This window comes from Cupriavidus sp. GW823-FHT07B10, from assembly GCF_058794355.1.
In genome coordinates this window covers 13,656-38,002 of the sequence record NZ_JBXAGS010000012.1, presented here as the reverse complement: position 1 = coordinate 38,002, position 24,347 = coordinate 13,656, and the positions used below count along the sequence as shown (strand labels likewise).

Below are 24,347 nucleotides of genomic sequence, written 5' to 3'. Positions count from 1 at the left end.
CCTTACACGCCTTTGACGCCGTATTACGCTTTCTGCCCGTATAACGTCAGCAGGGCAGGCACATGCCCGTTCCGACCCCAAGGACGAATGATGAGAATGCTGACGATTGGACTGGCTGCCGCTGCGGCATCCGTCACCCTGCTGGGCGGCTGCGCCGTCTATCCCACGCCTGCCGGTCCCGCGGTCGGCCCTGCGCCGGTGTACGTGGCGCCCGCGCCGGTGGTGGTGGCACCGCGGCCGTACTACTACGGCGGCTATGGCGGCTACTATGGCCATGGCTACTATGGCCGGGGCTACCGCCGCTGGTAATGAGCGCGGTTGGCACGACAATGCGCGAGGATGCCGGCGCGTAGAGAGAGGCTGCGCGCCGGCCGCAGTTCAGTTGCCGGCCGCGTCGCCGGCCCGGGCGTTCAGCCCGCCCCAGCTGGGCGCGAGCGTCTGGCCGATCTCCGGCAAATCCACCAGGTCGAGCACGCGCCCGACCGTATGGTCGACCAGTTCGGCAATGCTTTGCGGCTTCTGGTAGAAGCCCGGCACCGGCGGGAATACGATTCCGCCCATTTCCGTCACCGCCGTCATATTGCGCAGGTGCGCAAGGTTCAGCGGCGTTTCCCGCACCATCAGCACCAGCTTGCGCCGCTCCTTGAGCGTGACGTCGGCGGCGCGCGTGATCAGGTTGTCGGACAGGCCGTGCGCAATCGCCGCCAGCGTGCGCATGGAGCAGGGGGCGACCACCATCGCCTGTGCGCGGAACGAGCCGCTGGCGATGGTCGCGCCGATGTCGCGCACGTTGTGCACGACGCTGGCCAGCGCCTCCACCTCGGCACGGCTGATGTCCAGCTCGTGCTGCAGGTTCATCACGCCGGCCGGCGAAATCAGCAGATGGGTTTCCACCGAGGGCGCCGCGCGCAGCACCTGCAGCAGGCGCACGCCGTAGATGGCACCGGTGGCGCCCGTGATGGCGACGATCAGCCGTTTGGGTGTGCCGCCAGTCACGGACATAAAGGAACTCAGCCCTTCAGCAGGGTTTGCAGTTCGCCGTTCTGGTACATCTCCATCATGATGTCCGAGCCGCCGATGAACTCGCCGTTCACGTAGAGCTGCGGAATGGTCGGCCAGTTGGCGTATTCCTTGATGCCCTGGCGGATGCCTTCGTCATCCAGCACGTTGACCGTGGTCGGCGCGTCCACGCCACAGGCCTTCAGAATCTGGATGGCGCGGCCCGAGAAGCCGCACATCGGGAATTGCGCGGTGCCCTTCATGAACAGGACTACCGGGTTGCCCTTGACGATCTGATCGATCTTTTGCTGCACGTCGCTCATGGTTTGCTTTTCAGTGGGGCGATGCCGTGTCGCGGGCGCCGCCTGGGGAGAATGGGACGCCACGCGGCCTGGCCGCGTGGCGGGGATCTGACGGCGATTTTACCGGAATCGCCGCCGGGCTTCAGTGACCGGCAGTGGTGCCGCCGGGCCGGGCGCCTTGCCAGCGCCCGCCGGTGCAGCGTTCCAGGCCGGCCAGGTCGCGGGCGGTGAAGATCTCGGTGAAACCGGTGTCCTCCAGCAGCTGGCGGGTGGCCTGCGCCTGGTCGTAGCCATGCTCCATCAGCAGCCAGCCGTCAGGCAGCAGCCGGGCGCCGGCACCGCTGACAATGGCCCGCAGGTCGGACAGGCCGTCGTCGTGGTCGGTCAGCGCGTCGATCGGTTCGAAGCGCAGGTCGCCTTCGACCAGGTGCGGGTCGCCCGCGGCGATGTAGGGCGGATTGCTGACGATCAGGTGAAAGCGCAGGCCTGGCGGCAGCGCCGCGTACCAGTCAGACACCAGGAAGTGGATGCGGTCGGCGCCGAGCGCGCTGGCGTTGTCCTGCGCCACCATCAGCGCGCCGGGCGAGATGTCGGTGGCCCAGACTTGCGCATCCCGGCGCTCGCGCGCCAGCGTCACGGCCAGGATGCCCGAGCCTGTGCCCAGGTCCAGCACGGTCGGCTGCGGCACCTCGGCCAGCCGCGCCAGCGAGGCTTCGGCGGCGACTTCGGTATCGGGCCGCGGGATCAGCACGTCAGGCGTGACCCGGAACTTGCGGCCGAAGAACTCGCGCTCGCCGATCAGGTAGGCCATCGGCTCGCCCGCCAGCCGCCGCGCCAGCAGCGTGGCAAAGGCGTCGCGCTGGGCGATGGTGAGGGTGTCGGTGTCGCGGGTGATCAGCTGGGTGCGGCTCAGGCCGGTGACATGCGTCAGCAGCATGCGCACTTCCAGGGCAGGCAGCCCGGCCATGGCGGCGAGGGTCTGGGCTTCGCGCAGCGTGGGGGTCGCCGGCAGCGCGGCAGAGTTTGGGGAAGACATCGAAAGGGAGGGGACGGTTCTTTTGCCGGCTACAAAAAACCCCACCGGCGCAAAGGCCTGGCGGGGCTTTGGGGCGGGACTTCCAGCTTGCCGCCAGTGTACCGCTCATCGACAGCGGGCGGCGCGATGCCCCCGCCGGGACGATTACTTATTGACGGCGTCCTTGGCCTTGTCGGCACCCGTGTTGACGGCATCCTTGGCGGCCTGCTTGGCGTCTGCCATGGCGCTGCCGGCTTCTGCCTTGGCCTTGTCGGCGGCGGCCGAGAGGTCGGCTGCGGCACCGCTGGCGGCGGCCTTGGCGGCGTCTGCGGCGTTGCTGGCGGCAGCGGCGGCATCGCTGGCGGCGGCCTTGGCGGATTCAGCGGCGCTTTGCATGGCGCTCTCGGCGTTCGAGGCGGCAGGCGGGGCTTCTTCCTTCTTGCTGCAAGCGGCCATGGCCGCGGTGATCATCAACAGCGCGAGCAGTTTTTTCATGATTTCGTCCTAGGTATGTTCTCGGGAGTGACTACCCGGCACCATTCTCCGTTTGCCGGTCGAAATCGATTATAGACAGCCGCCTTACCCCTACCAGTGCTGTTTCAAGCATTTACAAGAAATACAAAGATATCGGCGACTTTACGCGGTGTTCGGGGCGGAAGGCCGGTTGCACGACATTTTGTGGTGCTTACGACTCTTCGCCAAGTGCAGCAAGCTGATCAGCCTGGTGTTCCGAAGCCAGTGCCGACAGCAGCTCATCCATGTCGCCGTCCATGATCATGTCGATCTTGTACAGCGTCAGGTTGATGCGGTGGTCGGTCACGCGCCCCTGCGGGAAGTTGTAGGTGCGGATGCGGTCGCTGCGGTCGCCCGAGCCGATCAGGTTGCGCCGCGTGCTGGCCTCCTTCGCCTGGGCGGCGCGCGTCTGCATGTCCTTGATGCGGGCCGCCAGCACCTTCATCGCCTTGTCCTTGTTGCGGTGCTGGCTGCGGTCGTCCTGGCACTCGACCACGATGCCGGTCGGCAGGTGGGTCAGGCGCACCGCGGAATCGGTCTTGTTGACGTGCTGCCCGCCAGCGCCCGAGGCGCGGAAGGTGTCGATGCGCAGGTCGGCCGGGTTGATCTCGACCTCGCCCACTTCATCGGCTTCGGGCATCACCGCGACCGTGCAGGCCGAGGTGTGGATGCGCCCCTGTGCCTCGGTAGCCGGGACGCGCTGCACGCGGTGGCCGCCGGATTCGAACTTCAGCCTGGAGAATGCCGCATCGCCGGCGATGCGCACGATCACTTCCTTGTAGCCGCCCAGGTCCGATTCCGATTCGCTCATCACTTCGACCTGCCAGCGCTGGCGTTCGGCATAGCGCGTGTACATGCGCAGCAGGTCGCCGGCGAACAGCGCGCTTTCCTCGCCGCCGGTGCCGGCGCGGATTTCCAGCAGCAGGTTGCGGTCGTCGTTCGGGTCCTTGGGCAGCAGCAGGCGCTGCAGGCTCGCTTCCAGGGCTTCCAGCCGCGCGCGCGCGCTGGCGATCTCGTCGGCGGCAAAGTCCTTCATCTCCGGATCGTCCAGCAGCGCCTGCGCGGTGGCCAGGTCGTCCTGCGCCTGGCGGTACTGGCCGTACTGCTCGGCCACCGGCGACAACTCGGCATGTTCGCGGCTGAGCTTGCGGTACTGGTCGATCTTCGCGGTCGCGTCTTCGCGCGCGAGCAGGGCGTTGACTTCATCGAGTCGCTCGGCCAGTTGGTCGAGCTTGGCAAGCATGCTGGCTTTCATCGGGTGCGGGGGAAAGAGGTGGGCCAGGGGCCGGGGCTACCCGCGGGCGGGTGGCGGCGTGCCGGCGCGGCAGGGCGCGCGCGGCGCAAGGGCAGAGCGGCTAGCGCTCGGAGTGGCTGCTGTGGCGGAACAGGCCCGGCACCAGGCGCAGCAGCGCCTCGCGGTCCTCGCCCTGGGTGTGGTTCAGTGCGTGGGTGGGGCCATGCAGGAACTTGCGGGTCAGCGCACCGGAGAGGGCCTCCAACACGGCTTCGGGGTCGTCGCCGCGTGCCAGCATGCGGCGCGCGCGTTCCAGCTCGGCCTGGCGGATGGCTTCGCCGCTGGTCTGCAGTTCGCGGATGACCGGCACCACGCTGCGGGTTTCCAGCCAGTGCATGAAGTTCTGCACCCGGCTTTCGATGATGGCCTCGGCCTGCGCCACCGCGGCCTGGCGCATCGCATTGCCTTCACGCACGATCGCGCCGAGATCGTCGACGGTGTACAGGAAGACGTCGTCCAGGCGCGCGACTTCGGGCTCGACGTCGCGCGGCACGGCCAGGTCGACCATCATGATGGGGCGGTGCTTGCGGCGCTTGACCGCGCGCTCCACCGCGCCCAGGCCGATGATCGGCAGCGAGCTGGCGGTGCAGGACACCACGATATCGAACTCATGCAGGCGCTCGCCCAGGTCGGTCAGGCGGATCGCGTTGGCGGTCAGGCCCTGGCCGGAGAGCTGCTCGGCGAGCTTTTCGCCGCGTTCCACGGTGCGGTTGGCCACCACGATCTGGCGCGGCTGCTGCGCGGCGAAGTGCGTGGCGCACAGTTCGATCATCTCGCCCGCGCCGATAAACAGCACGCGCTGGGTCGAGACGCTTTCAAAGATCCGCTGCGCCAGCCGCACCGCGGCTGCGGCCATCGATACCGAATGCGCGCCGATCTCGGTCTGGCCGCGCACTTCCTTGGCCACCGCGAAGGTGCGCTGGAACAGCTGGTTCAGGTACGTGCCCAGCGAGCCGGCCTCGCCGGCGGTGCGCACGGCGTCCTTGAGCTGGCCCAGGATCTGGGTCTCGCCCAGCACCATCGAATCCAGCCCGCTGGCCACGCGGAAGGCATGGCGCACGGCTTCGGACTGCGGCAGCGCGTACAGGTGCGGCGCCAGTTCGCCGGCGGGCACGTTGTGGTGCTGCGACAGCCAGCGCAGGGTGTGCTCGAAACCATCCGTGCCCGGCGTCAGGACGTCGGTCGCGCAGTAGATCTCGGTGCGGTTGCAGGTGGACAGGATGGCGGCTTCGGTGCCGCTGCGCCCCGACAGGTGGGAGCGCAGCGCACCCAGCGCGGGCTTGATCTGCTCGAGCGGAAACGCCACCCGCTCGCGCAGCGAGACAGGTGCCGTTGTGTGATTGATGCCGATCGCGAGCAGTTGCATTTGTAGGGGACGGGTACGGTCCGGCGCGTGGCCGGACCGGATGCCATTATACCGCCGGGATCGCTAATTGCAGGCGCTGGGCCATTCGGGGCCGGGCGGGGGCATGGCAGCGGCCCCGGATTGCAGTATCGTTACGCCGCAGCCCTTGCGGCTGTGATGCTGACAACACAGGAGAAGCGGATGCTGGGCACCTTGATCGTGGGTTTGCTGGTGGGGCTGGCGGCGCGCCGGCTGCATCCGGCAGGGCGCGTGGTGACCCTGCCGGCCGCGCTGGTGCTGGGTGCGGCGGGTGCGGCGGGCGCTTTCTATGGCGGCCGGGCCTTGCACCTGTTTATCGACGGGCAGCTCAGCAGCTGGCTGGCGGTGATCGCCGGCTCGGCGCTGCTGGTGGGGGCCTGGGGCGCGCTGCGCCCGCGCGGGCGGTAAGAACAGAACTGACCGCGGCGGCGGGAATCCGCTCGCCGCTTGATCGCGATCAGAAGCGGACCGGCGTTTGAACAGTGTCGGCCTTGGCTCTTCCGGCCAGCAGCCGGCGCAGCACGCCGCTGGAATAGTGACTGGCCACATCCTTCAGGAATGCCGCGAAGTCCACATGGGCGCTATCGTCGGCCCGGTCCGAAATGGTCCGCATCACGGCATACGGCACGCCGTATTCATGGCAGACCTGCGCCACCGCGGCGCCTTCCATTTCCACCGCCAGCAATCCGGGCAGCCGCTCACGCAACTCCGTCACCGCCGCCGGTGAGCCGATGAACTGGTCGCCGCTGGCGATCATTCCGTGGTGCAGCGCCGGCGCGGCTACGCCGAATCGTTCCAGCACCTCGCGCGGCACTTCGGCAGGCAGGTCCAGCTGCAGAAATTCGCGCGCGGCGGCTTCCAGCTCGGCGGTCAGCGCCGGGTCGGCCGGGAACTCGGCACGGTCCAGCAGCGGCACTTCATGGCGGCCGAAGAACGGACGTGCGTCGAGGTCATGCTGGATGGTGCGGTCGGCGATGACGATGTCGCCGACATTGGTGCCGGCGCCAATGCCCCCGGCCAGCCCGGTGAAGACGATCTGCGTCGCGCCGAACTCGCGGATCAGCGTGACCGTGGTCGCCGACGCCGCCACCTTGCCCATGCGCGCCAGCACCAGCACGCACGGCTGCCCGAGCAGCTGGCCGGCATAGTAGTCGCGCATGCCGATGGTGCGCACCGTGGCGCGGCTGTCGTCATGGCGCATGGCGGCCACCAGGCCATCGACTTCATCATGGATGGCGGCAAGGATTCCGAGAGTCATGGAGCGGGCGCAGGACGAGAAAACCACAGCATACCGGCCCGCGCAGGCCGGGCATAGATCAGAGCGCGACCGCACCGCACCCTCCCACGGAACAGGTGCGGCCCCCGCGCCGCTTTGCTAAAGTCCCCGTCATCTCAGCACGTAAGGACACTTACATGCAAGGCACACCCACCGTAGCCACCGGCGAACGGCGCGCCATCCGCCGGGCACTGGCCGACTGGCGCGCACTGGGGCGCCTGGACGCGGCCGGCGTCACTGCGCCGTGGGCGCGCACCGAGCCCGTCGCCACCGACTGGCGCCGCTGGCTGGACACGGCGCTGATTGCGCTGGGCACCGCACTGCTGTGCGCGGGCGTGATCGTGTTCTTCGCCTTCAACTGGCAGGATCTCCACAAGTTTTCCAAGTTCGGCCTGCTGGCCGGCGCGCTCACGCTGCTCGCCGCCTTTGCCTGGCTGCGCCCGGCTGGCGACACCGCGGGCCGGGCCGCGCTGGGCGGCGCGCAGGTCGTCGCCGGCGTGCTGCTTGCGGTGATCGGGCAGACCTACCAGACCGGCGCCGACGCCTGGCAGCTGTTTGCGCTATGGGCGTTGCTGGCGGTGCCCTGGGCGCTGGCGGCGCGCGCCGCACCGCACTGGTGGCTGGTAATCGTGGTCGGCAACGTGGCGTTGCTGCGCTATTTCAGCATCCGCTTCGGTGTCGAAGGCGTGTTCGCGCTGCTGTTCGATACGCGCCATATACGCACCGCCACGCTGGCGCTGCTGGGCGCGGTGGTGCTGCAACTGGCGCTGTGGCAGCTGCTGTGCGCGCGGGCGCCGGCGCTGGGCTTCCGTGGGCAGACCGGCAGCCGCATGCTGGCCGCAATGGCCTGCGTGCACGCCGGCTCGCTCGGGCTGGCCAGCCTGCTGGACAGCCATTTCGACGGCGCTGCATTTGCGCTGGCGGTGGTGGTCCTGGCCGCCCTGGTCTGGTGGTTCCGCCAGCGCGCCTTCGACATCGTGGTGCTGAGCCTGGCCTGCCTGACCGGCATCGTGCTGGCGGTGGCCGGCATCGCCAAGGTGCTGTTCGAGGGCAAGGACGATTTCGGCGCCTTCCTGCTGCTCGGGCTGGTGACCATCGGCCTTGCCGCCGGCGCGGCCGCCTGGCTGATGCGTGCCTGGCGCGGCCAACTGGAGCAGGCATGACGACCGAACTGCAGACCGGGCAACGGCTCTGGCAGGACCTCGCCGCACGCGGCGAGGTCCAGGGCGAGCGGCCCGACCACACCCACACCCCCTGGGCCGTGCGCTGCCTGATGGGCGCGGCCGGCTGGCTCGGTGCCTTGTTCTTCCAGCTCTTCCTGGTCGGCACGGTCTTCGTCGCCGCGCGCGAGAACGGCATTGCCATGGCGGTGACCGGCCTGGCCATGATCGCACTGGCCGCGCTGCTGTACTGGCGTGGCGGCGGCATTGCCGCGGGGCAATTCGCGCTGGCCGTGAGCCTGAGCGGGCAGGGCATGGCCGTGTTCGGGCTGGTCGAGGCCCTGGGCTTCACGCGCGTCACCGAGAGCGCAGGCTTCTGGGCCGGGCTGGCACTGTTCGAGGCCGCGCTCGCCTTGCTGGTCCCGAACCGGCTGCACCGGCTGCTGTGCGCGGTGGGCGCATGGATCGGGCTGGCAGGCGCCGTGCATCTCGTCCTGGCCGGCAGCGAGCCGGACGACTGGCTGTTGCTGACGTGGTCCCTCGGCTGGCTGGTGCCGCTCGGCTGCGCGCTGGTGACGGGTTTCACGCTGGCCGAAGCACGCCTGTGCGCGGCCGGCCGCCACACGCTGCTGGAACCGCTGGCCGACGCGACGCTGCTGTTCACGCTGGCCGTCGCACTGGTCGTCACCGGCATGAGCCATCCGCTGGCCTGGCTGGGCGGCCCGGAAGCCGGACGCATCCCGCTCGCGCACTGGGTCGCGGGCGGGCTGGCCACAGTGGTGCTGGCTGGCTTCGCGCTCGCCGAATGCCGCCGGCTGGCGCTCAGCCTCGCCCTGCAGGGCGCCGTCCTTGCCGGCGTGGCGGCCTTCGGCGCGCTGATGGCGGCCGCGCCCGCGGTCGTGGCAGGAGTTCTCGCGCTCGGCCTGGCGTTGCGCCGCGCGTCGATGCCGTGGCTGGGCCTGGGCATCGCCAGCATCGCTGTCGGTTTCATCTGGTACTACAGCGCGCTGCACTGGACCCTGCTGGCCAAGTCCGCCACGCTCGCCGTGGCCGGCGCACTGTTGCTGGCCGGCCGCTACCGGCTGCTGCGCACCCGCACCGGCAAGGAGGCCGCATGAAACGCTGGATCCTGATCGCCTGGGCCCTGACGCTGGCATTTGCCGCCGCCGGCATCGCCGGCAAGGAGCGCCTGCTGGCGCGCGGCGATACCGTCTACCTCAAGCTCGCCCCGGCCGACCCGCGCTCGCTGATGCAGGGCGACTACATGGCGCTGAACTTTGACATCGGCAACCAGATCCGCACCGCTCAGACGCAGGACGACCGGCCACCCCGCGACGGCGTGGCCGTGATCCGCCGCGATGAACAGGGCGTGGCCAGCTTCGTGCGCGTACACGGCGGCGAGCCGCTGGCGGCAGGGGAGCAGCTGCTGCGCTACCAGGTCGCCCGCTCGAGCTGGGGCGGCACGCGGGTGCAGGTGTCGACCGATGCGTATTTCTTCCAGGAGGGGCAGGGCGAGCGGTTTGCGCAGGCGCAGTATGGGGAATTCCGCGTGGGGGCGGACGGGCAGGCGCTGCTGGTGGGGTTGCGGGGGAAGGGGATGGAGAGGTTGTGAGGCGAAAGTGATGTCCCCCGGCCCAAAGAAAAAGCCACCGCATGCGGTGGCTTTTTCATGACGTCTGGCGGTCTTAGACGTTGAACAGGAAGTTCATCACATCCCCATCCTTCACCACATACTCCTTGCCTTCCGCCCGCATCTTGCCGGCTTCCTTCGCGCCGGTCTCACCCTTGAAGCTGATGAAGTCTTCATAGGCGATGGTCTGCGCGCGGATAAAGCCGCGTTCGAAGTCGGTGTGGATCACGCCGGCTGCCTTGGGGGCGGTGTCGCCGACGTGGATGGTCCAGGCGCGCACTTCCTTGACGCCGGCGGTGAAGTAGGTCTGCAGGCCGAGCAGCTTGAAGCCGGCACGGATCACACGGTCCAGGCCGGGCTCTTCCATGCCCAGGTCGGCCAGGAATTCGGCCTTGTCGGCATCGTCCAGGTCGGCGATCTCGGCTTCGATGGCGGCGCAGACGGACACCACGGGGGAATTGGTCAGCTTGGCGTACTCGCGCACGGCGTCCAGGTGCGGGTTGTTCTCGAAGCCGTCTTCACGCACGTTGGCGACATACATGGTCGGCTTGGCGGTGATCAGGCAGAACGGCCGGATGGCTTCCCACTCTTCGGGCGCCAGGTCCAGGGTGCGCACGGCCTTGGCCTGGTCCAGCACGGCTTGCGCCTTTTCCAGCACGGCGACCAGGCGCTGAGCTTCCTTGTCGCCGGCGCGGGCCGGCTTGATGTAGCGGGCCAGGGCCTTCTCGACGGTGGCCAGGTCGGCCAGCGCGAGTTCGGTGTTGATCACTTCGATGTCCGACAGCGGGTCCACCTTGCCGGCAACGTGGATGACGTTATCGTCCTCGAAGCAGCGCACCACGTGGGTGATGGCGTCGCATTCGCGGATATTGGCCAGGAACTGGTTGCCCAGGCCTTCACCCTTGGAGGCGCCCGCCACCAGGCCGGCGATATCGACGAACTCGACCGTGGCCGGCAGCACGCGCTCCGGCTTGACGATCTCCGCCAGCTTGGCGAGCCTCGGATCCGGCACTTCGACCACGCCCACATTGGGTTCGATGGTGCAGAACGGGTAGTTTTCGGCGGCGATGCCGGCCTTGGTCAGGGCATTGAACAGCGTGGACTTGCCGACGTTGGGCAGGCCGACGATGCCGCATTGGAGGCTCATGATAGAAGGCGGGAAATTGCAAAACCCGTATTCTAGCGGATGGGGGCCTCGCCATCGGCCGGGTTGAGCCGGCGTGGGGCGGAGCCAGGAGTGACGTGGCTATAATCCAGCCATGACCCGATCCCACGCGTCCGCGCGCCCGTCTGCGCGCAACTCCTCCGCTTTCCAGGTTGCTGTCGTCGGCGGCGGCATCGTCGGCAAGTCCTGCGCGCTGCTGCTGGCCCAGCAGGGCATGGACGTGGCGCTGGTCGCGCCCAGGCCGCCCCGCGCCAGCGGCCGCACGGCGGCGGGGCCGGATGACTGGGACAGCCGTATCTACGCCTTCTCGGCCAGCTCGCAGGCGCTGCTGGAGCGCATGCGGGTGTGGGAGGCGCTGGACCCGGCGCGGATCCAGCCGGTGCGCGACATGCGCGTGTTCGGCGATGTCAGCGCGGCCGAGACCTCGCCCAGCCTGGACGGGGACCTGCATTTCTCGGCCTACGCGGCCGCGGTGCCGCAGCTGGCGTGGATCATCGAATCCAGCCACGTCGAGCGCGCGCTCGACACAGCGCTGGGCTTCCAGCACCAGGTGACCTGGCACGACGCCACGGCGAGCGCGTTCGAGCGCGATCCTGACGGCGTCACGCTGACCCTGGGCAATGGCGAGAAGCTGCGCACGGCCTGCGTGGTCGGTGCCGACGGCGCGCGCTCCTGGCTGCGCCAGCAATGCCACATCGGCGTCAGCACGCGCAAGTACCGCCAGCTGGGCGTGGTCGCCAATTTCGCCTGCGAGCGCCCGCACCAGGAAACCGCGTGGCAGTGGTTCCTGGGCGCGCCCGAAAAACTGATGGCCGACGAGGAACCCGCCAACGGCGAAGTGCTGGCGCTGCTGCCGCTGCCGGACAACCATGTGTCGATGGTCTGGGCCGCCGAAGAGGCCCACGCGCGCGAGCTGCTGGCGCTGTCGCCCGAGGCGCTCGCCGCCACGGTGATGCAGGGCGCCAGCGGCGCGGTCGGCGCGCAGTTCGGCGCGCTGCGCTGCGTGACCCCGGCGCAGGGCTTCCCGCTGGTGCTGCAGCGTGCCGACCAGTTCGTGCAGCCGCACGTGGCGCTGGTGGGCGACGCCGCCCACGTGTTGCATCCGCTGGCCGGCCAGGGCATGAACCTGGGCCTGCGCGACGTCGCGGAACTTGGCCGCGTGATGGCCGACAAAGAACCTTTCCGCAGCGAGGGCGACCTGCGCTTGCTGCGCCGCTATGAGCGCGCCCGCGCCACCGATTTGCTTGCGCTGACCGCGGCCACCGACGGACTGCACCGGTTGTTCTCGTTGCCGGGCGGCGTCGCGCGCGTGGTGCGCAACACCGGCATGCGCGCGGTCGGCGGCCAGTCCTTGCTCAAGCGCTTCCTGATCGCGCGCGCGCTTGGCTGACCGCGGCCGCGCCAACGTTCCGATCCCTTTACCGAATACTCTGGAGTCCACATGTTCCCATTCCTGCGCCGCCGCCCCGCCATGAGCGCCGCGATCACCGCCATCGCCGGCGGGCTGGCCGCGGCGGGCTTCGCGCTGCATGCCATGGCCGCGGGCGAGCCCGGCACCGACCGCATCAAGGAGTCGCTGCAGAAGATGGTGGGCGGCCGTGCTGAAGTGAAGAGCGTGAGCAAGACCCCGGTGCCGGGCCTGTTCGAGGCCAATATAGGCGGGCAGGTGGTCTACACCGACGCCTCGGGCCGCTACATCCTGAACGGCGAGATGATCGACACCCGCACCGGCACCAACCTGACCGAGGAGCGGCTGGCCGAGATCAACCGCATCAAGTGGTCGGACCTGCCGCTGGCGCGCGCGATCAAGTGGACCAAGGGCGATGGCAGCCGCCAGGTGGCGGTGTTCTCCGACCCCAACTGCGGCTATTGCAAGCGCATCGAGCAGACCTTCCAGCAGATGGACAACATCACCGTGTACACCTTCCTGTACCCGGTGCTGTCGCCGGATTCCGAAACCAAGGCCAAGCAGGTCTGGTGCGCGTCCGACCGCACCAAGGCCTGGCGCGACTGGATGCTCAAGCAGGTGGCGCTGACCGGCAACGGCAGCTGCAAGACCCCGCTGGAAGAAAACCTGGCATTGGGCCACAGCATGAACGTGACCGGCACTCCGGCGGTGTTCTTCACCGACGGCACCCGCATTCCCGGCGCGGCGGATGTCGCCACGCTGGAACGCAAGCTCGCCAGCATCAAGAAATAAGCGCGCGCCGGACCTGTACCGGCCCGATCGACGGCCGGACTTGTCCGGCCGTTCTGCATTCTGCCTTTTCCCTGATTCCATGCGATCGCCGGCAGGCGACAAAGGAGACACCATGACCTTCCAGGCATTGCTGCTGACCCAGGCCGACGGCGCCACCCAGGCCAGTATCGCCACGCTCGACGACGCGCAGCTGCCCGCCGACGGCGACGTGCTGGTTGCCGTCGACTACTCCACCATCAACTTCAAGGACGGGCTGGCGATCACGGGCCGCTCGCCGGTGGTGCGCAAGTGGCCGATGGTGGCGGGCATCGACGGCGCCGGCACGGTGCTGGAATCCGCGCACCCGCGCTGGAAGGCAGGCGACAAGGTAGTGCTCAACGGCTACGGCGTGGGCGAGACGCATTGGGGCTGCCTTGCGCAGCGCGCGCGCCTGAAGGGCGACTGGCTGGTGCGCCTGCCCGACGCCTTCACCACGCGCCAGGCCATGGCGATCGGCACCGCGGGCTATACCGCGATGCTGTCGGTGCTGGCGCTGGAGCGCGGCGGCGTCGACGGCCCGGTGCGCCCCGGCGATGGCGAGGTGCTGGTGACCGGCGCCTCCGGTGGGGTGGGGACGGTGGCGATCTCGCTGCTGAGCAAGCTTGGCTACAAGGTGGTGGCCTCGACCGGCAAGACCCGGGAGGCGGATTTCCTGAAGGCGCTGGGCGCCGATGACGTGATCGACCGTGCTGAGCTGGGCGTACCCGGCAAGCCGCTGCAAAAGGAGCGCTGGGCCGCGGTGGTCGACTCGGTCGGCTCGCACACGCTGGTCAATGCCTGCGCCCAGGTGCGCTACGGCGGCGTGGTGACGGCGTGCGGGCTGGCGCAGGGCCTTGACTTCCCGGGGTCGGTGGCGCCGTTCATCCTGCGCGGCATCACCTTGCACGGCATCGACAGTGTGATGGCGGCGATGCCGCTGCGCGAGCAGGCCTGGCAGCGCCTGGCCGGCGACCTGGAGCCGGACCGGCTCAATGCGCTGACGCGCGAGATCGGCCTGGGCGACGCGATCGAGGCGGGCCGCAAGATCATGGAAGGCGGCATGCGCGGGCGCGTGGTGGTGGATGTGAATCGCGGCTGATCGCGCACCGTCGCCCTGATGCACCACCGCGTCGGCGCTGCATCCGTGTCCTGGCGCCGACGTTACAATCCTGCCCATGACGCCGATCCGCTACGCCATCGCCCCGCTTCAGCCTGAAGCGCACCTGTTTGCCGTCACCGTCACCGTGAGCGAACCCGATCCCGCCGGCCAGTGTTTCTCGCTGCCGGCCTGGATCCCGGGCAGCTACATGATCCGGGACTTCGCGCGCAATATCGTGCGCATCCGCGCCGATGCGGGCGGGCGCGAGGTCAGGCTGACCAAGCTCGACAAGCAGCGCTGGCAGGCCGCGCCGGTCAGCCTGGCCGACGGCCCGCTGACGCTCAGCTACGAGGTCTATGCCTGGGACCTGTCGGTGCGCGCGGCGCACCTGGACACCACCCACGGCTTCTTCAACGGCAGCTCGGTGTTCCTGTGCGTGGACGGGCAGGCCGAGCGGCCATGCACCATCGATATCCATGCGCCCGCCGGCGAGGCCTATCGCGGCTGGCGCGTCGCCACCGCCATGCGCGAAGCGCCCGGCCGCGCAGGCGCGAAGCGCTACGGCTTCGGCCGCTACCAGGTGGCCGACTACGATGAGCTGGTCGATCATCCGGTCGAGATGGGCACCTTCCAGCTGGCCAGCTTCCGCGCCTGCGGCGCGCAGCACGACGTGGTCTTCACCGGGCGCGTGCCGCAGCTCGACCTCGAGCGCGTGTGCCGCGACCTGAAGCGGATCTGCGAAGCGCAGATCCGGCTGTTCGAGCCCAAGACCGCGCAGGCGCCGTTCCTGGACAGCAACCGCCGCTACGTCTTCATGACGATGGTCACCAGCGACGGCTACGGCGGCCTGGAACACCGTGCCAGCACCGCGCTGATATGCGCGCGCAATGACCTGCCGGTGCGCGGCGACAGTGATACCAGCGAGGGCTACCGCACCTTCCTCGGGCTGTGCAGCCACGAGTATTTCCACACCTGGAACGTCAAGCGCATCAAGCCGGCCGCGTTCGTGCCGTACCGGCTGGCCGAGGAAACCTACACGCCGCTGCTGTGGCTGTTCGAGGGTTTCACCAGTTACTACGACGACCTGGTGCTGGTGCGCTCCGGCTGCATCACCGACGAGCAGTACATCGAGATGCTGGCCAAGACCTGGAACGGCGTGCTGCGCGGCAGCGGCCGCACCAAGCAGAGCGTGGCGGAAAGCTCCTTCGATGCCTGGACCAAGTACTACCGCCAGGACGAGAACGCCCCCAACGCCATCGTCAGCTACTACACCAAGGGTTCGCTGGTGGCGCTGGCGCTGGACCTGACCATTCGCGACAAGACCCGCGGGCGACGCTCGCTTGACGATGTCATGCGCGCGCTGTGGCGCCGCTACGGCCGCGGCTTCTACGCGCCGGGCGCGGTGCAGCGCGGCGTGACCGAGGCCGAGGTCCATGCGCTGTTCGATGAAGTCACCGGCCTGCGCATGGGGCCGCTGCTGCGCTCGCTGACCGAAGGCACCGGCGAGCTGCCGCTGCCGGCGCTGTTCAAAACGTTCGGCGTCAAGGCCGATGCGCAGAAGCCGGCGCGCACCGCGGCGCTGGGTATCAAGGTCAAGAGCGATGAGGGCTGGGTGCGCGTGGCGCAGGTGTTCGACGGCGGCGCCGCGCAGGCCGCCGGCCTGTCCGCCGGCGACCTGCTGGTGGCGATTGACGGCCTGCGCGTGGCGCCGGGCCAGATCGACAAGCTGCTGGCGCGCTACCGTAGCGGCGACCGCATCGAGCTGCACGCCTTCCGCCGCGACGAGCTGCAGGTGCTGCCGGTGACGCTGGCACGCGAGCCGGCGGCGCAGTTCAAGGTGAAGCTCGAGAGCGGACGGCACGCGGCGCGCTCGCGCTGGCTGGGCCAGTGAACTAGTTTTCCGCTGCCACACCCGCCACCGCACGCCATCGCCCCCGCTGCATGCAATACGCGCACGATCCCCGCACCTTCCTGTATTCGCACTACATCTACCGGGGGCTGCGCTCGGCCACCGGGGTGATCGGCGCCACGCTGATCGCGCTGCACTTCAGCGACCTGCCCACCGCGATGGTGGTGTCGATGGGGGCGCTGTGCACCAGCCTGATGGACCTGCCCAGCCCGCTGAACCACAAGTTCAACGAGATGATGGCCAGCGTGCTGCTGTGCAGCGTGGTCACGCTGGTGGTGGCGCTGGCCACGCCGTTCCCGCGCGTGATGCCGTTCCTGCTGGTGCTGGTGACGTTCCTGGCCGGCATGATGACGGTGTACGGCAACAAGACGCTGCCGCTGCAGTTCGCGGCGCTGTTCGTGATGACGCTGACCATCAACGAAGACTTCCTGGTGCGGCGCGCGCTGGAGCACGCGGCGCTGTTCAGCATCGGCGCGGTCGCTTATCTCGGCTATGCGATGCTGGTGAGCTGGATCACCGAGCGCCGCACCAAGCAGCAGGTGCTGGCCGAATCGTTGTATGAGCTGGCCGGCTATCTCGAGATCAAGGCCGGCTTCTACGACGCCGGCAACGACTACGAGGCCCAGTTCAACCAGCTGGTGCGCCAGCAGATCGTGGTGGCCGAGCGCCAGCAGGCCGCGCGCGACCTGGTGCTGCGCGGCAACCGCACTCCGCACGACGGGCTGCTGGTGCAGGTGCACCTGCGCATGCTCGACCTGTACGAGTATATTCTGTCGACCAACACCGACTATCCGCTGCTGCGCCAGACCTTTGCCGGCACGCCGGTGCTGGACCATCTGCGCGGGCTGGTGCTGCAGATGTGCAAGGACGTGGAAGAGATCGCCTACGAGATCACGCGCGGCCGCGCCTCGTACGCCACGGTGGAATATCGCCAGGGCCTGCGCGCGGTCGAGGCCGAGGTCGAGCAATTTCGCCACCACCATATCAACCCGGCGGCGATGACGGCGCTGGTCGATACGCTCGACATGATGCGCGGCGCGATCACGCTGGTCGGCCAGCTGCACGAAGCGTCGCGCACGCCGGTGGAGCCGGCCAGGGTGCTGCCCGGCTCGGACATGACGCCGTTCCTGACGCGCCAGAAGTATGAGTTCAGCGTGCTGCGCGACAACCTGAAGTGGAGTTCGCCGGCGTTCCGCTTCTCGCTGCGGATCTCGATGGCGGTGTCGCTGGGGCTGTGGATTGCCGAGCACCTGCCCTATGTGTCGCACAGCTACTGGATCCTGCTGACCATCATCGTCATCCTGAAGCCCAACTTCAGCATGACCAAGCAGCGCTACAACGACCGCCTGATCGGCACGCTGATTGGCTGCGTGGTCGCGGTCGCGATCCTGAAGGTGGTGCACCAGCCGCTGATCCTGCTGGGCGTGCTGTTCCTGTCGCTGGTGGCCAGCGCCGCGTTCGTGACCATCAAGTACCGCTACACGGCGATTGCCGCCTGCATCCAGGTGCTGATCCAGATCCACCTGCTGATGCCGGGAAGTCCCACGGTGGCGGGCGAGCGGCTGGTGGATACCGTGATCGGCGGCATCATCGCCTCGCTGTTCAGCTTTGTGCTGCCGAGCTGGGAATACCGCGCCATCCCCAAGCTGGTGGAGGGCGTGCTGCAGGCCAACCGCCGCTATATCGGCGCCACGCGCGACCTGCTGCTGCGTAGGACCAAGGATGACTTTGCCTACCGCGTGCAGCGCAAGCAGTTTATGGACAACCTGTCGGCGCTGATCTCGTCGTTCCAGCGCATGCTGGACGAGCCCAAGAGCCGGCACCGCGCGGTGGACAACCTGAACCGCTTTATCGTGCAGAACTACCTGGTGGCCGCGCACGTGGCGGCGGCGCGCATCCAGGTGCGCCAGCACTATGACGAGCTCGATATCCCGGCCGCGGAAGCCGCGATCGAGCAGGCCACCGAGGCCGCCAGCCACAGCCTGCAGGTGGCCAGCGAGCGGCTGCATGCCGATGAGCGGGGCGGCGGCCGTGGCGCGGGCTTTATCCGCAGCGGGAAGACGCCGTTGGAACGCAAGGAGGCAGCGCCTGCCGCCGCGGACAAGGCGGAGGAAACTCCCGCTGAAGCTGTCGCCGATGCCGAACCAGTGGCGGCCACCGTCAGCGTCGAAGTCGCCGAGGATGCCGTCGCCGAACGCCGCGCCCGCCTGGCCGATTCGGCCGACAAGCGCCGCACCGACGTGCTGGTGCACGCGGCCGCCGCCGGCGAATCCAGCCATGAGGCTGGTCCCACCGCCAGCTCCACCGGCCGTCCGGCCAATGCGGTGCTGGATCGCCGCCTGCGCGCGTTGCGCGAGGATGCGGCCAAGATCGCGCTGCGCACGGGGGCCATCGGGCGCGCCATACGGGCGCGCGTCTGAGCCTGGTGGCTTACGGCGCCTCGGGCAGCTCTTCCTCGGGCAGTGTCAGCATGCCGCTGTTGTAGCGGTACTCGTAGATCTCGCCGTAGCGCCCCCAGCCGATCGCCACGCTGAGCACGCGCTCGGCCTCGGCGGGCTTCAGGAACCGCTCCAGTTCGTGCAGCACCTGTTCTTCGCGGATCTCGCCGGCCTCGCTGGCCACCAGTTCGCGGCGGATATGCGCGGCCAGTGCGACGTTGCCCAGCAACTGCTGGCCGAACATCACCTTGCGTTGCTGCGGCCCGGCGGCGTACCAGGCGCGGCCGGCCCCGGTGGCGGCGATGTCGCCGCGCTCGATCGACACCAGTTGCACCAGCTGCAGCGCTTCGCACGCAGGCAGCAGTTCGTCGTCGGTGAGGCCGGCTTCGTCGGCCAGGTGGGGCAGGTCGGCGCGGCAGTTGAAGGGTGCCTCGCACAGCAGGTCGAGGATCGCTTCCATCTGGCTGATGTCGGCGTCCGGCAGCCGGTAGGCGATCTGGCGCGCGGGCGCTTGCGCGGGCAGGCGCGCTTCCGCGGCGGGGGCGGTCATCAGCGCGTAGATCTCGTCGACCAGCGCGCGCACCTGCGCGCTGTCGCGGTTGCGCGGACGCGGCAGCGCCACTGGCACCTCGGCGCGGATGCGGCCCGGGTCGCTCGACAGGATCACGATGCGGTCGGCCATCATCACTGCCTCTTCGATATTGTGCGAGACGATCAGGATGCTCCTGATATTGGCACGGCCGCTTTCCCACAGCGCCAGCATCTCGTCGCGCAGGGTCTCGCCGGTCAGCACGTCCAGGGCCGAGAATGCTTCATCCATCAGCAGCAGGTCCGGCTCGGTCACCAGCGCGCGCGCAATGCCCACGCGCTGGCGCATGCCGCCCGACAGCTCGCGCGGCAGTGCGCTGTTGAAGCCGGCCAGCCCGATCATGTCGATCGCGGCCTCGGCGCGGCGCTCGCGCTCGGCCCTGGGCACGCCCTGGGCCTCGAGCCCCAGCTCAACGTTCTGCTGCACCGTCAGCCACGGGAACAGCGCGAACGACTGGAACACCATGGCGATGCCCTCGGCGGTGCCGGCCAGCCGTTCGCCGCGAAAGTCCACCTCGCCGCGGTCGGCGCCGACCAGCCCGGCCATGATGCGCAACAGCGTGGACTTGCCCGAGCCGGACTTGCCCAGCATGGCGACGATCTCGCCCTCGCGCAGCGTCAGGTCCACGCCTTCGAGCACGGCACGGTCGCTCTGGCTGGCGGTGCGGAAGATCTTGCCGACGCCGCGCAGCTCGATCACGGCGGGGGCGGCGGTGGATGCAATGTTCTCTGCCATCGTTGCCTTACAAGCGGGTGCGCTCTTGCGCGAGTTGATACAGGCGGTTCCACAGCAGCCGGTTGAAGCCGACCACGAACAGCGCCATCACGACTATGCCCAGCGCAATGCGCGGGAAGTCGCCGCGCGCGGTGGTCTCGGCGATGTAGCTGCCGAGCCCGGTGGCGACGATGGTGCGGTCGCCCCAGGTCACGTACTCGGACACGATGCTCGCGTTCCACGAGCCGCCGGCGGCGGTCACCAGCCCGGTCAGCAGGCTCGGGAACACCGCGGGGATCAGGAAGCGCTTCCACAGCAGCCAGCCACGCAGGCCGAAATTGCGCGCGGCGAGCTTCAGTTCGGTGGGAATGCCCGACGCCCCCGCGACCACGTTGAACAGGATGTACCACTGCGTGCCGAAGATCAGCAGCGGGCTCAGCCAGATCTCCGGGTTCAGCCCGAAGCGCACGATCAGCATCACCGCCAGCGGGAACATCAGGTTGGCCGGGAAGGCGGCCAGGAACTGCGCGATCGGCTGGGCAATGCGCGCCAGTTCCGGGCTCAGGCCGATGCGGATGCCGATCGGCACCCACACCAGCGCCGCCAGCGCGATCAGCACCACCACGCGCACCATCGTGATCGTGCCGAGCCACAGCACATGGCCGACTTCGGCCCAGCCCACCTCGCTGTGCACGAAGTAGCCCACGCGCAGCAACGCGGCCAATGCCACCAGCACGATCACGGCGTCGCGCACGCGGCCGAACCAAAGCGCGCGCCGCGGATTGTCCGGCTGCGCCGGGGCCTGCCCGCGGCGCGCGCCCCACGCCAGCGTGCGCCCGGCCAGCGCCGCCGTCTGCGCCAGCACTGCACCCACCCACGCCGAGCGGCGCAGCAGGTCCAGCAGCCACGACTGCGGCAGCTTGTCCTGCGCCTGGGTCTCGAAGCGGAAGCGGTCGGCCCATGCCACCAGCGGGCGGAACAGCAGCTGGTCGTACAGCAGGATGCCCGCCAGCATCGCCAGGATGGCCCAGCCGATCGCGGCCAGGTCCTGCTGCTGGATCGCCAGCGCGATATAGGAGCCGATCCCAGGCAGGCGGATGTCGTGGCCGGATACCGAGATCGCCTCGGACGCCACCACGAAGAACCAGCCGCCGGACATCGACATCATCATGTTCCACAGCAGCCCCGGCATGGCGAACGGCACTTCCAGCCGCCAGAAGCGCTGCCACGGCGACAGCCGGAACATGGCCGCCGCTTCCATCAAATCGCCCGGGATGGTGCGGAACGACTGGTACAGGCTGAACGCCATGTTCCACGCCTGCGAGGTGAAGATGGCGAAGATCGCCGCGCACTCGACCCCTGCGATATTGCCGGGAAAGAGGGCGATAAAGCCGGTCACGGTGATCGACAGGAAGCCCAGCACGGGTATCGACTGCAGGATGTCCAGCGCCGGCACCAGCACCTTCTCCGCCGTGCGGCTCTTTGACGCCAGCGCGGCAAACGCCAGCGAGAACAGCAGCGACGCCGCCAGCGCCGCCAGCATGCGGATGCTGGTGCGCATCAGGTAGTAGGGCAGGTAGGCCACGTCCAGGTGCACCGCCAGCTGCTGGTCGGGCTGGAACGGGGCGTTCATCTGCTGCGCGGTGAACGCGATCATCACGATCACGGCCAGGATGATCGGCAGCAGGGCCAGGTCGAAGCGGTTGGGCGGGGCGCGCAGCAGCTGGCTGTCAAAGCCAGGGGCGGGCGGGGCCGCGCGGCGGTCGGCGGGTGGCATCATGGGCGCTTCTCGGGCTGTATCGAGCTTGGATGGCAAGGCTTGTGGCCCAGCCCTGATTCGCGGCCCTGGCGGACAATGGCAAAGCCCGCATGCCGCCGGCTTCACGCCGGGCGGCGCGCATCCCTTTGTAACGCCCGGCATGGCGGTCTAGTTTACTTGGTGTGGATGACAGATCGCGCACGCTGCCGGCGTGCGCCCAAAGGGAAAAGCCATGAAGAAGGAAACCTGGCGCCTGGTCGCGCATGGGCGCGTGCAGGGCGTGGGCTACCGCGCCGCCTGCGCCGACGCGGCGGACGACCTTGAGCTTGGCGGCTGGGTGCGCAACCGGCTCGACGGCACCGTCGAGGTGATGGCGCACGGCACGGTCAGGCAGCTCGAAGCCCTGCAGGCGTGGATGGAACAGGGCCCGCCGGCCGCGCAGGTGACGCTGGTCGAGGTCGGGCCTGGGGAAGGGGAGTTTGCCGGTTTCGAATTCCGGCCGACGATCTGATGGACTAGGCCGCGGTCCAGTCGACCGGCGTGCGGCCGTTCGCTTCCAGCCAGCGGTTGGCCTCGCGGAAGTGCCCGCAGCCCAGGAAGCCCCGGTGCGCCGACAGCGGCGACGGATGCGGCGCTTCCAGCACGCAGTGGCCGGCGCCCAGCAGCGGCTTCTTGGCCTGCGCGTGGCTGCCCCACAGCATGAACACAAGACTCGGGCGGCTGGCGGCGAGGTTCTGGATCAGGCAATCGGTGACGGCTTCCCAGCCTCGCCGCGCATGGCTGGCGGCCTGGCCCTGTTCCACCGTCAGCACGGTGTTGAGCAGCAGCACGCCCTGGCGCGCCCAGCCTTCCAGGTTGCCGGAGGCACGCGGCGCGCAGTTGTCGTTGGCACCGAACTCCGCGGCGATTTCCTTGAAGATGTTGCGCAGGCTGGGCGGCACCCTGATGCCTTCCGGCACCGAGAACGCCAGCCCGTGCGCCTGCGGCAGCTCAACGCCGCCGACCGTGCCGGTGCCGTGGTAGGGGTCCTGGCCCAGGATCACCACCTTGACCGCGTCGGGCGGGGTCAGGTGCAGCGCGTGGAAGACATGGTGCGGGAATACCGGCTTGCCGGCGGCACGTTCGCCGTCGACAAAGGCGGCCAGCTCCTGCCACGCCGGCACGCGGATGCACGGGTCCAGCAATGTGCGCCAGGCGGCGGGCAGCGCGTCGGCCTGGGCCTGCAGGCTGGCGGCAGGGGACGGTTCGCCGGGGGCGCGGGGGGCTTCGGCGGCGAAGAGATCGGCTTGCATGTGTGAGGAAAGCTTGGCGGGAAAACCGCGATTATGAGGCCTTGCCTTCGGCGATTCCCGCCAGGCGGTAGCCGCGGGCGGCCTTGCTAAGGTCCGAGGGTGCCAGCGCGGCAACGGTGGCCAGCCGCGCGGCAAAGGCGCGCAGGGCATCGGCCGCGTGCGCGGCGTCGCCATCGAGCCATTCCAGTTCGAGTTCCTGGATGGGTTCCTGCGCGGCGCTGGCCGGCGCGGCGATGGTGCCGGTGTCGAGCGCGGCCTCGATGCGGGCGCCGTCCTGCGTGACCAGCCAGGTGCGGCGGACGAAGTCGGTGCGGAACACCGGTGCCAGCCGGCCGATCAGTGGCGCGAGCACGGTTTGCGCTTCCGCGGGAAAGGTTTGCAGCTCGATGGCCTCGCCGGCGATCTCCGTCTCCCATTCATGGCGCGTGGCCAGGCCGCCCTGGCTGCTGCCGGCGGTCTTCAGCGTCTGCAGCCATTGCGCGCCCTTGCGGCGCAGCCGCAGCGCGGCGCGCGCCTGTGCCAGGTCACGTTGCGGGGTATCGAGGTAGACGTTGAGCAGCGTGGCTTCGCCCTGCGGGGCGCCGTTGGCGTCGAGCCAGGCGGCCAGCGGGGCCAGCGCGTCGTCGGGGACGGCGAGTTTCAGTTCGATTTCCTGGGGCATGGCAGCAGGCGATTTCAGAGGGTTGGCGAGGGCGATGTCTTTCCAGTCACCGCTAGCCGGCCCCCTCTCCCGCTTGCGGGAGAAGGGAGCAAACCGCCAGCGTGCGTCGGCAGGCGTTAGCTCAGGCAAACAGCCGTGCCAGCTCCACGCCCGGATCCGGCGCCCGCATAAACGCTTCGCCCACCAGGAACGCATGCACGTTGGCATCGCGCATGCGCTTCACATCGGCCTGGCCGAGGATGCCGGACTCGGTCACCACCAGCTTGTCGGCCGGCATATGCGGCAGCAGGTCCAGCGTGTTGTCCAGCGACACCTCGAAGGTGCGCAGGTTGCGGTTGTTCACGCCGAGCAGCGGCGTTTTCAGGCGCAGCGCCGCGTCGAGCTCGTCGTCGCCGTGCACTTCCACCAGCACATCCATGCCGAGCTCAAGCGCACAGGCTTCCAGTTCGGCCATCAGGCCCGGGTCCAGCGCGGCGACGATCAGCAGGATGCAGTCGGCGCCCCAGGTGCGCGCTTCATACACCTGGTACAGGTCGACCATGAAGTCCTTGCGCAGGGCCGGCAATGGGCAGGCGCCGCGGGCGCGCTTCAAGTAGTCGGCGTGTCCCTGGAAGAAGTTCACGTCGGTCAGCACCGATAAACAGGCAGCGCCATGGCTGGCGTAGCTTTCGGCAATGGCCTCGGGCACGAAGTGCTCGCGCAGCACGCCCTTGGACGGCGATGCCTTCTTGACCTCGGCGATCACGCCGGCCTGGCCGGCGGCGATCTTCTCGCGCAGCGCGCGCTCAAAGCCGCGCGGTGCCAGGCCCGGCTCAGTGCGCAGGCTTTCGGCCTCCGCGCGCAGGCTGGGCAGGTCGCGCTTCTTGCGTGCGGCGGCGACCTCGTCGGCCTTTACGGCCAGGATCTTTTGCAGGATGTCGGACATATTCG

The 24,347-nt window shown here is 68.9% G+C and carries 24 protein-coding genes; 11 read left to right on the top strand and 13 right to left on the bottom strand.

Features of this window, described 5'->3' with window-relative positions:
* The first annotated feature begins 96 nt into the window (after nucleotides 1-96).
* On the top strand, nucleotides 97-309 hold the full coding sequence (locus AC1Q6V_RS22905; protein WP_010809876.1) for a hypothetical protein: 213 nt from the start codon (nucleotides 97-99) through the stop codon (nucleotides 307-309).
* 69 nt (nucleotides 310-378) lie between these two features.
* On the opposite strand, the gene AC1Q6V_RS22900 is transcribed toward AC1Q6V_RS22905, so the two are convergent.
* From AC1Q6V_RS22900 to hemA, 6 genes are all read right to left on the bottom strand, one after another.
* Entirely contained in the window at nucleotides 379-1,002 is a 624-nt protein-coding gene (locus AC1Q6V_RS22900) for a UbiX family flavin prenyltransferase (protein WP_010809877.1), read from the bottom strand.
* An 8-nt stretch (nucleotides 1,003-1,010) separates the two neighbouring features.
* On the bottom strand, nucleotides 1,011-1,322 hold the full coding sequence (gene grxD, locus AC1Q6V_RS22895; protein WP_010809878.1) for a Grx4 family monothiol glutaredoxin: 312 nt from the start codon (nucleotides 1,320-1,322) through the stop codon (nucleotides 1,011-1,013).
* Between the two features lie 121 nt (nucleotides 1,323-1,443).
* The gene (prmC, locus tag AC1Q6V_RS22890; protein ID WP_041687544.1) at nucleotides 1,444-2,337 is read right to left on the bottom strand and encodes a peptide chain release factor N(5)-glutamine methyltransferase; all 894 of its coding nucleotides are present in this window, start codon (nucleotides 2,335-2,337) and stop codon (nucleotides 1,444-1,446) included.
* A gap of 144 nt (nucleotides 2,338-2,481) precedes the next feature.
* Entirely contained in the window at nucleotides 2,482-2,811 is a 330-nt protein-coding gene (locus AC1Q6V_RS22885) for a hypothetical protein (protein WP_010809880.1), read from the bottom strand.
* 190 nt (nucleotides 2,812-3,001) lie between these two features.
* Entirely contained in the window at nucleotides 3,002-4,084 is a 1,083-nt protein-coding gene (gene prfA, locus AC1Q6V_RS22880; RefSeq protein ID WP_010809881.1) for a peptide chain release factor 1, read from the bottom strand.
* Nucleotides 4,085-4,184: 100 nt separating this feature from the next.
* Complete coding sequence (hemA, locus tag AC1Q6V_RS22875) at nucleotides 4,185-5,489, bottom strand: glutamyl-tRNA reductase (protein WP_010809882.1); 1,305 nt, start codon at nucleotides 5,487-5,489, stop codon at nucleotides 4,185-4,187.
* Between the two features lie 180 nt (nucleotides 5,490-5,669).
* Here hemA and AC1Q6V_RS22870 point away from each other — a divergent pair, with 180 nt between their 5' ends.
* Nucleotides 5,670-5,915, top strand: coding sequence for a hypothetical protein (locus AC1Q6V_RS22870; protein ID WP_010809883.1), 246 nt, complete (start codon nucleotides 5,670-5,672; stop codon nucleotides 5,913-5,915).
* A 49-nt stretch (nucleotides 5,916-5,964) separates the two neighbouring features.
* Here AC1Q6V_RS22870 and AC1Q6V_RS22865 read toward each other — a convergent pair whose 3' ends face one another.
* A complete protein-coding gene (locus AC1Q6V_RS22865; RefSeq protein ID WP_010809884.1) occupies nucleotides 5,965-6,765 on the bottom strand; it encodes a 5'-methylthioadenosine/adenosylhomocysteine nucleosidase in 801 nt (266 codons plus the stop codon).
* A gap of 155 nt (nucleotides 6,766-6,920) precedes the next feature.
* Between AC1Q6V_RS22865 and AC1Q6V_RS22860 the strand changes: the two genes are divergently transcribed.
* From AC1Q6V_RS22860 to AC1Q6V_RS22850, 3 genes are read left to right on the top strand one after another with little or no spacing between them, the layout of a single operon-like run.
* Nucleotides 6,921-7,946 (top strand): DUF2157 domain-containing protein, encoded by a 1,026-nt coding sequence (locus AC1Q6V_RS22860; protein WP_439671023.1) that lies wholly within the window; start codon nucleotides 6,921-6,923, stop codon nucleotides 7,944-7,946.
* Nucleotides 7,943-9,061 (top strand): DUF4401 domain-containing protein, encoded by a 1,119-nt coding sequence (locus tag AC1Q6V_RS22855; RefSeq protein ID WP_454750848.1) that lies wholly within the window; start codon nucleotides 7,943-7,945, stop codon nucleotides 9,059-9,061. Before AC1Q6V_RS22860 ends, AC1Q6V_RS22855 begins: the two co-directional genes overlap by 4 nt.
* Nucleotides 9,058-9,555 (top strand): GDYXXLXY domain-containing protein, encoded by a 498-nt coding sequence (locus AC1Q6V_RS22850; protein WP_454750849.1) that lies wholly within the window; start codon nucleotides 9,058-9,060, stop codon nucleotides 9,553-9,555. The genes AC1Q6V_RS22855 and AC1Q6V_RS22850 overlap by 4 nt, the downstream gene beginning before the upstream one ends.
* 73 nt (nucleotides 9,556-9,628) lie before the next feature.
* Here AC1Q6V_RS22850 and ychF read toward each other — a convergent pair whose 3' ends face one another.
* The gene (gene ychF, locus AC1Q6V_RS22845) at nucleotides 9,629-10,720 is read right to left on the bottom strand and encodes a redox-regulated ATPase YchF (protein ID WP_010809888.1); all 1,092 of its coding nucleotides are present in this window, start codon (nucleotides 10,718-10,720) and stop codon (nucleotides 9,629-9,631) included.
* Nucleotides 10,721-10,832: 112 nt separating this feature from the next.
* On the opposite strand from ychF, the gene AC1Q6V_RS22840 reads away from it, so the two are divergent.
* The 5 genes from AC1Q6V_RS22840 (at nucleotide 10,833) to AC1Q6V_RS22820 (ending at nucleotide 18,384) form a co-directional block, all read left to right on the top strand.
* The gene (locus AC1Q6V_RS22840) at nucleotides 10,833-12,128 is read left to right on the top strand and encodes a UbiH/UbiF family hydroxylase (RefSeq protein ID WP_058698068.1); all 1,296 of its coding nucleotides are present in this window, start codon (nucleotides 10,833-10,835) and stop codon (nucleotides 12,126-12,128) included.
* Nucleotides 12,129-12,179: 51 nt separating this feature from the next.
* Nucleotides 12,180-12,938: a DsbC family protein gene (locus AC1Q6V_RS22835; RefSeq protein ID WP_011616111.1), complete on the top strand. Its 759-nt coding sequence runs from the start codon at nucleotides 12,180-12,182 to the stop codon at nucleotides 12,936-12,938.
* Nucleotides 12,939-13,050: 112 nt separating this feature from the next.
* Entirely contained in the window at nucleotides 13,051-14,055 is a 1,005-nt protein-coding gene (gene acuI, locus AC1Q6V_RS22830; protein ID WP_010809891.1) for an acrylyl-CoA reductase (NADPH), read from the top strand.
* A gap of 76 nt (nucleotides 14,056-14,131) precedes the next feature.
* Nucleotides 14,132-15,946 (top strand): M61 family metallopeptidase, encoded by a 1,815-nt coding sequence (locus AC1Q6V_RS22825; RefSeq protein ID WP_010809892.1) that lies wholly within the window; start codon nucleotides 14,132-14,134, stop codon nucleotides 15,944-15,946.
* 50 nt (nucleotides 15,947-15,996) lie between these two features.
* A complete protein-coding gene (locus AC1Q6V_RS22820) occupies nucleotides 15,997-18,384 on the top strand; it encodes an FUSC family protein (RefSeq protein ID WP_454750850.1) in 2,388 nt (795 codons plus the stop codon).
* A 10-nt stretch (nucleotides 18,385-18,394) separates the two neighbouring features.
* On the opposite strand, the gene AC1Q6V_RS22815 is transcribed toward AC1Q6V_RS22820, so the two are convergent.
* Nucleotides 18,395-19,726, bottom strand: a complete 1,332-nt coding sequence (locus AC1Q6V_RS22815) for an ABC transporter ATP-binding protein (protein WP_011616109.1) — start codon at nucleotides 19,724-19,726, stop codon at nucleotides 18,395-18,397.
* Between the two features lie 7 nt (nucleotides 19,727-19,733).
* Complete coding sequence (locus tag AC1Q6V_RS22810; RefSeq protein WP_454750851.1) at nucleotides 19,734-21,485, bottom strand: ABC transporter permease; 1,752 nt, start codon at nucleotides 21,483-21,485, stop codon at nucleotides 19,734-19,736.
* A gap of 211 nt (nucleotides 21,486-21,696) precedes the next feature.
* On the opposite strand from AC1Q6V_RS22810, the gene AC1Q6V_RS22805 reads away from it, so the two are divergent.
* Nucleotides 21,697-21,975 carry an acylphosphatase gene (locus tag AC1Q6V_RS22805; protein WP_010809896.1) on the top strand — a complete coding sequence of 93 codons (279 nt, stop codon included), beginning with the start codon at nucleotides 21,697-21,699 and terminating at the stop codon, nucleotides 21,973-21,975.
* A gap of 4 nt (nucleotides 21,976-21,979) precedes the next feature.
* Here AC1Q6V_RS22805 and AC1Q6V_RS22800 read toward each other — a convergent pair whose 3' ends face one another.
* From AC1Q6V_RS22800 to trpC, 3 genes are all read right to left on the bottom strand, one after another.
* Nucleotides 21,980-22,756, bottom strand: coding sequence for a uracil-DNA glycosylase (locus AC1Q6V_RS22800; protein WP_058698071.1), 777 nt, complete (start codon nucleotides 22,754-22,756; stop codon nucleotides 21,980-21,982).
* A 31-nt stretch (nucleotides 22,757-22,787) separates the two neighbouring features.
* Nucleotides 22,788-23,417, bottom strand: coding sequence for a CYTH domain-containing protein (locus AC1Q6V_RS22795; protein ID WP_058698072.1), 630 nt, complete (start codon nucleotides 23,415-23,417; stop codon nucleotides 22,788-22,790).
* A gap of 121 nt (nucleotides 23,418-23,538) precedes the next feature.
* Entirely contained in the window at nucleotides 23,539-24,342 is an 804-nt protein-coding gene (gene trpC / locus AC1Q6V_RS22790) for an indole-3-glycerol phosphate synthase TrpC (protein ID WP_010809899.1), read from the bottom strand.
* Between the last annotated feature and the right edge of the window lie 5 nt (nucleotides 24,343-24,347).

What these genes read in the sequence shown, in the direction of transcription:
- AC1Q6V_RS22825 (WP_010809892.1), top strand. Translation starts at nt 14,132, where the DNA reads ATGACGCCGATCCGCTACGCCATCGCCCCGCTTCAGCCTGAAGCGCAC.
- grxD (WP_010809878.1), bottom strand. Translation starts at nt 1,322, where the DNA reads ATGAGCGACGTGCAGCAAAAGATCGATCAGATCGTCAAGGGCAACCCG.
- AC1Q6V_RS22870 (WP_010809883.1), top strand. Translation starts at nt 5,670, where the DNA reads ATGCTGGGCACCTTGATCGTGGGTTTGCTGGTGGGGCTGGCGGCGCGC.
- AC1Q6V_RS22820 (WP_454750850.1), top strand. Translation starts at nt 15,997, where the DNA reads ATGCAATACGCGCACGATCCCCGCACCTTCCTGTATTCGCACTACATC.
- AC1Q6V_RS22855 (WP_454750848.1), top strand. Translation starts at nt 7,943, where the DNA reads ATGACGACCGAACTGCAGACCGGGCAACGGCTCTGGCAGGACCTCGCC.
- AC1Q6V_RS22815 (WP_011616109.1), bottom strand. Translation starts at nt 19,726, where the DNA reads ATGGCAGAGAACATTGCATCCACCGCCGCCCCCGCCGTGATCGAGCTG.
- ychF (WP_010809888.1), bottom strand. Translation starts at nt 10,720, where the DNA reads ATGAGCCTCCAATGCGGCATCGTCGGCCTGCCCAACGTCGGCAAGTCC.
- AC1Q6V_RS22840 (WP_058698068.1), top strand. Translation starts at nt 10,833, where the DNA reads ATGACCCGATCCCACGCGTCCGCGCGCCCGTCTGCGCGCAACTCCTCC.
- hemA (WP_010809882.1), bottom strand. Translation starts at nt 5,489, where the DNA reads ATGCAACTGCTCGCGATCGGCATCAATCACACAACGGCACCTGTCTCG.
- AC1Q6V_RS22900 (WP_010809877.1), bottom strand. Translation starts at nt 1,002, where the DNA reads ATGTCCGTGACTGGCGGCACACCCAAACGGCTGATCGTCGCCATCACG.
- AC1Q6V_RS22905 (WP_010809876.1), top strand. Translation starts at nt 97, where the DNA reads ATGCTGACGATTGGACTGGCTGCCGCTGCGGCATCCGTCACCCTGCTG.
- AC1Q6V_RS22860 (WP_439671023.1), top strand. Translation starts at nt 6,921, where the DNA reads ATGCAAGGCACACCCACCGTAGCCACCGGCGAACGGCGCGCCATCCGC.
- AC1Q6V_RS22800 (WP_058698071.1), bottom strand. Translation starts at nt 22,756, where the DNA reads ATGCAAGCCGATCTCTTCGCCGCCGAAGCCCCCCGCGCCCCCGGCGAA.
- AC1Q6V_RS22850 (WP_454750849.1), top strand. Translation starts at nt 9,058, where the DNA reads ATGAAACGCTGGATCCTGATCGCCTGGGCCCTGACGCTGGCATTTGCC.
- acuI (WP_010809891.1), top strand. Translation starts at nt 13,051, where the DNA reads ATGACCTTCCAGGCATTGCTGCTGACCCAGGCCGACGGCGCCACCCAG.
- trpC (WP_010809899.1), bottom strand. Translation starts at nt 24,342, where the DNA reads ATGTCCGACATCCTGCAAAAGATCCTGGCCGTAAAGGCCGACGAGGTC.
- AC1Q6V_RS22810 (WP_454750851.1), bottom strand. Translation starts at nt 21,485, where the DNA reads ATGATGCCACCCGCCGACCGCCGCGCGGCCCCGCCCGCCCCTGGCTTT.
- AC1Q6V_RS22885 (WP_010809880.1), bottom strand. Translation starts at nt 2,811, where the DNA reads ATGAAAAAACTGCTCGCGCTGTTGATGATCACCGCGGCCATGGCCGCT.
- AC1Q6V_RS22805 (WP_010809896.1), top strand. Translation starts at nt 21,697, where the DNA reads ATGAAGAAGGAAACCTGGCGCCTGGTCGCGCATGGGCGCGTGCAGGGC.
- AC1Q6V_RS22865 (WP_010809884.1), bottom strand. Translation starts at nt 6,765, where the DNA reads ATGACTCTCGGAATCCTTGCCGCCATCCATGATGAAGTCGATGGCCTG.
- AC1Q6V_RS22795 (WP_058698072.1), bottom strand. Translation starts at nt 23,417, where the DNA reads ATGCCCCAGGAAATCGAACTGAAACTCGCCGTCCCCGACGACGCGCTG.
- prfA (WP_010809881.1), bottom strand. Translation starts at nt 4,084, where the DNA reads ATGAAAGCCAGCATGCTTGCCAAGCTCGACCAACTGGCCGAGCGACTC.
- prmC (WP_041687544.1), bottom strand. Translation starts at nt 2,337, where the DNA reads ATGTCTTCCCCAAACTCTGCCGCGCTGCCGGCGACCCCCACGCTGCGC.
- AC1Q6V_RS22835 (WP_011616111.1), top strand. Translation starts at nt 12,180, where the DNA reads ATGTTCCCATTCCTGCGCCGCCGCCCCGCCATGAGCGCCGCGATCACC.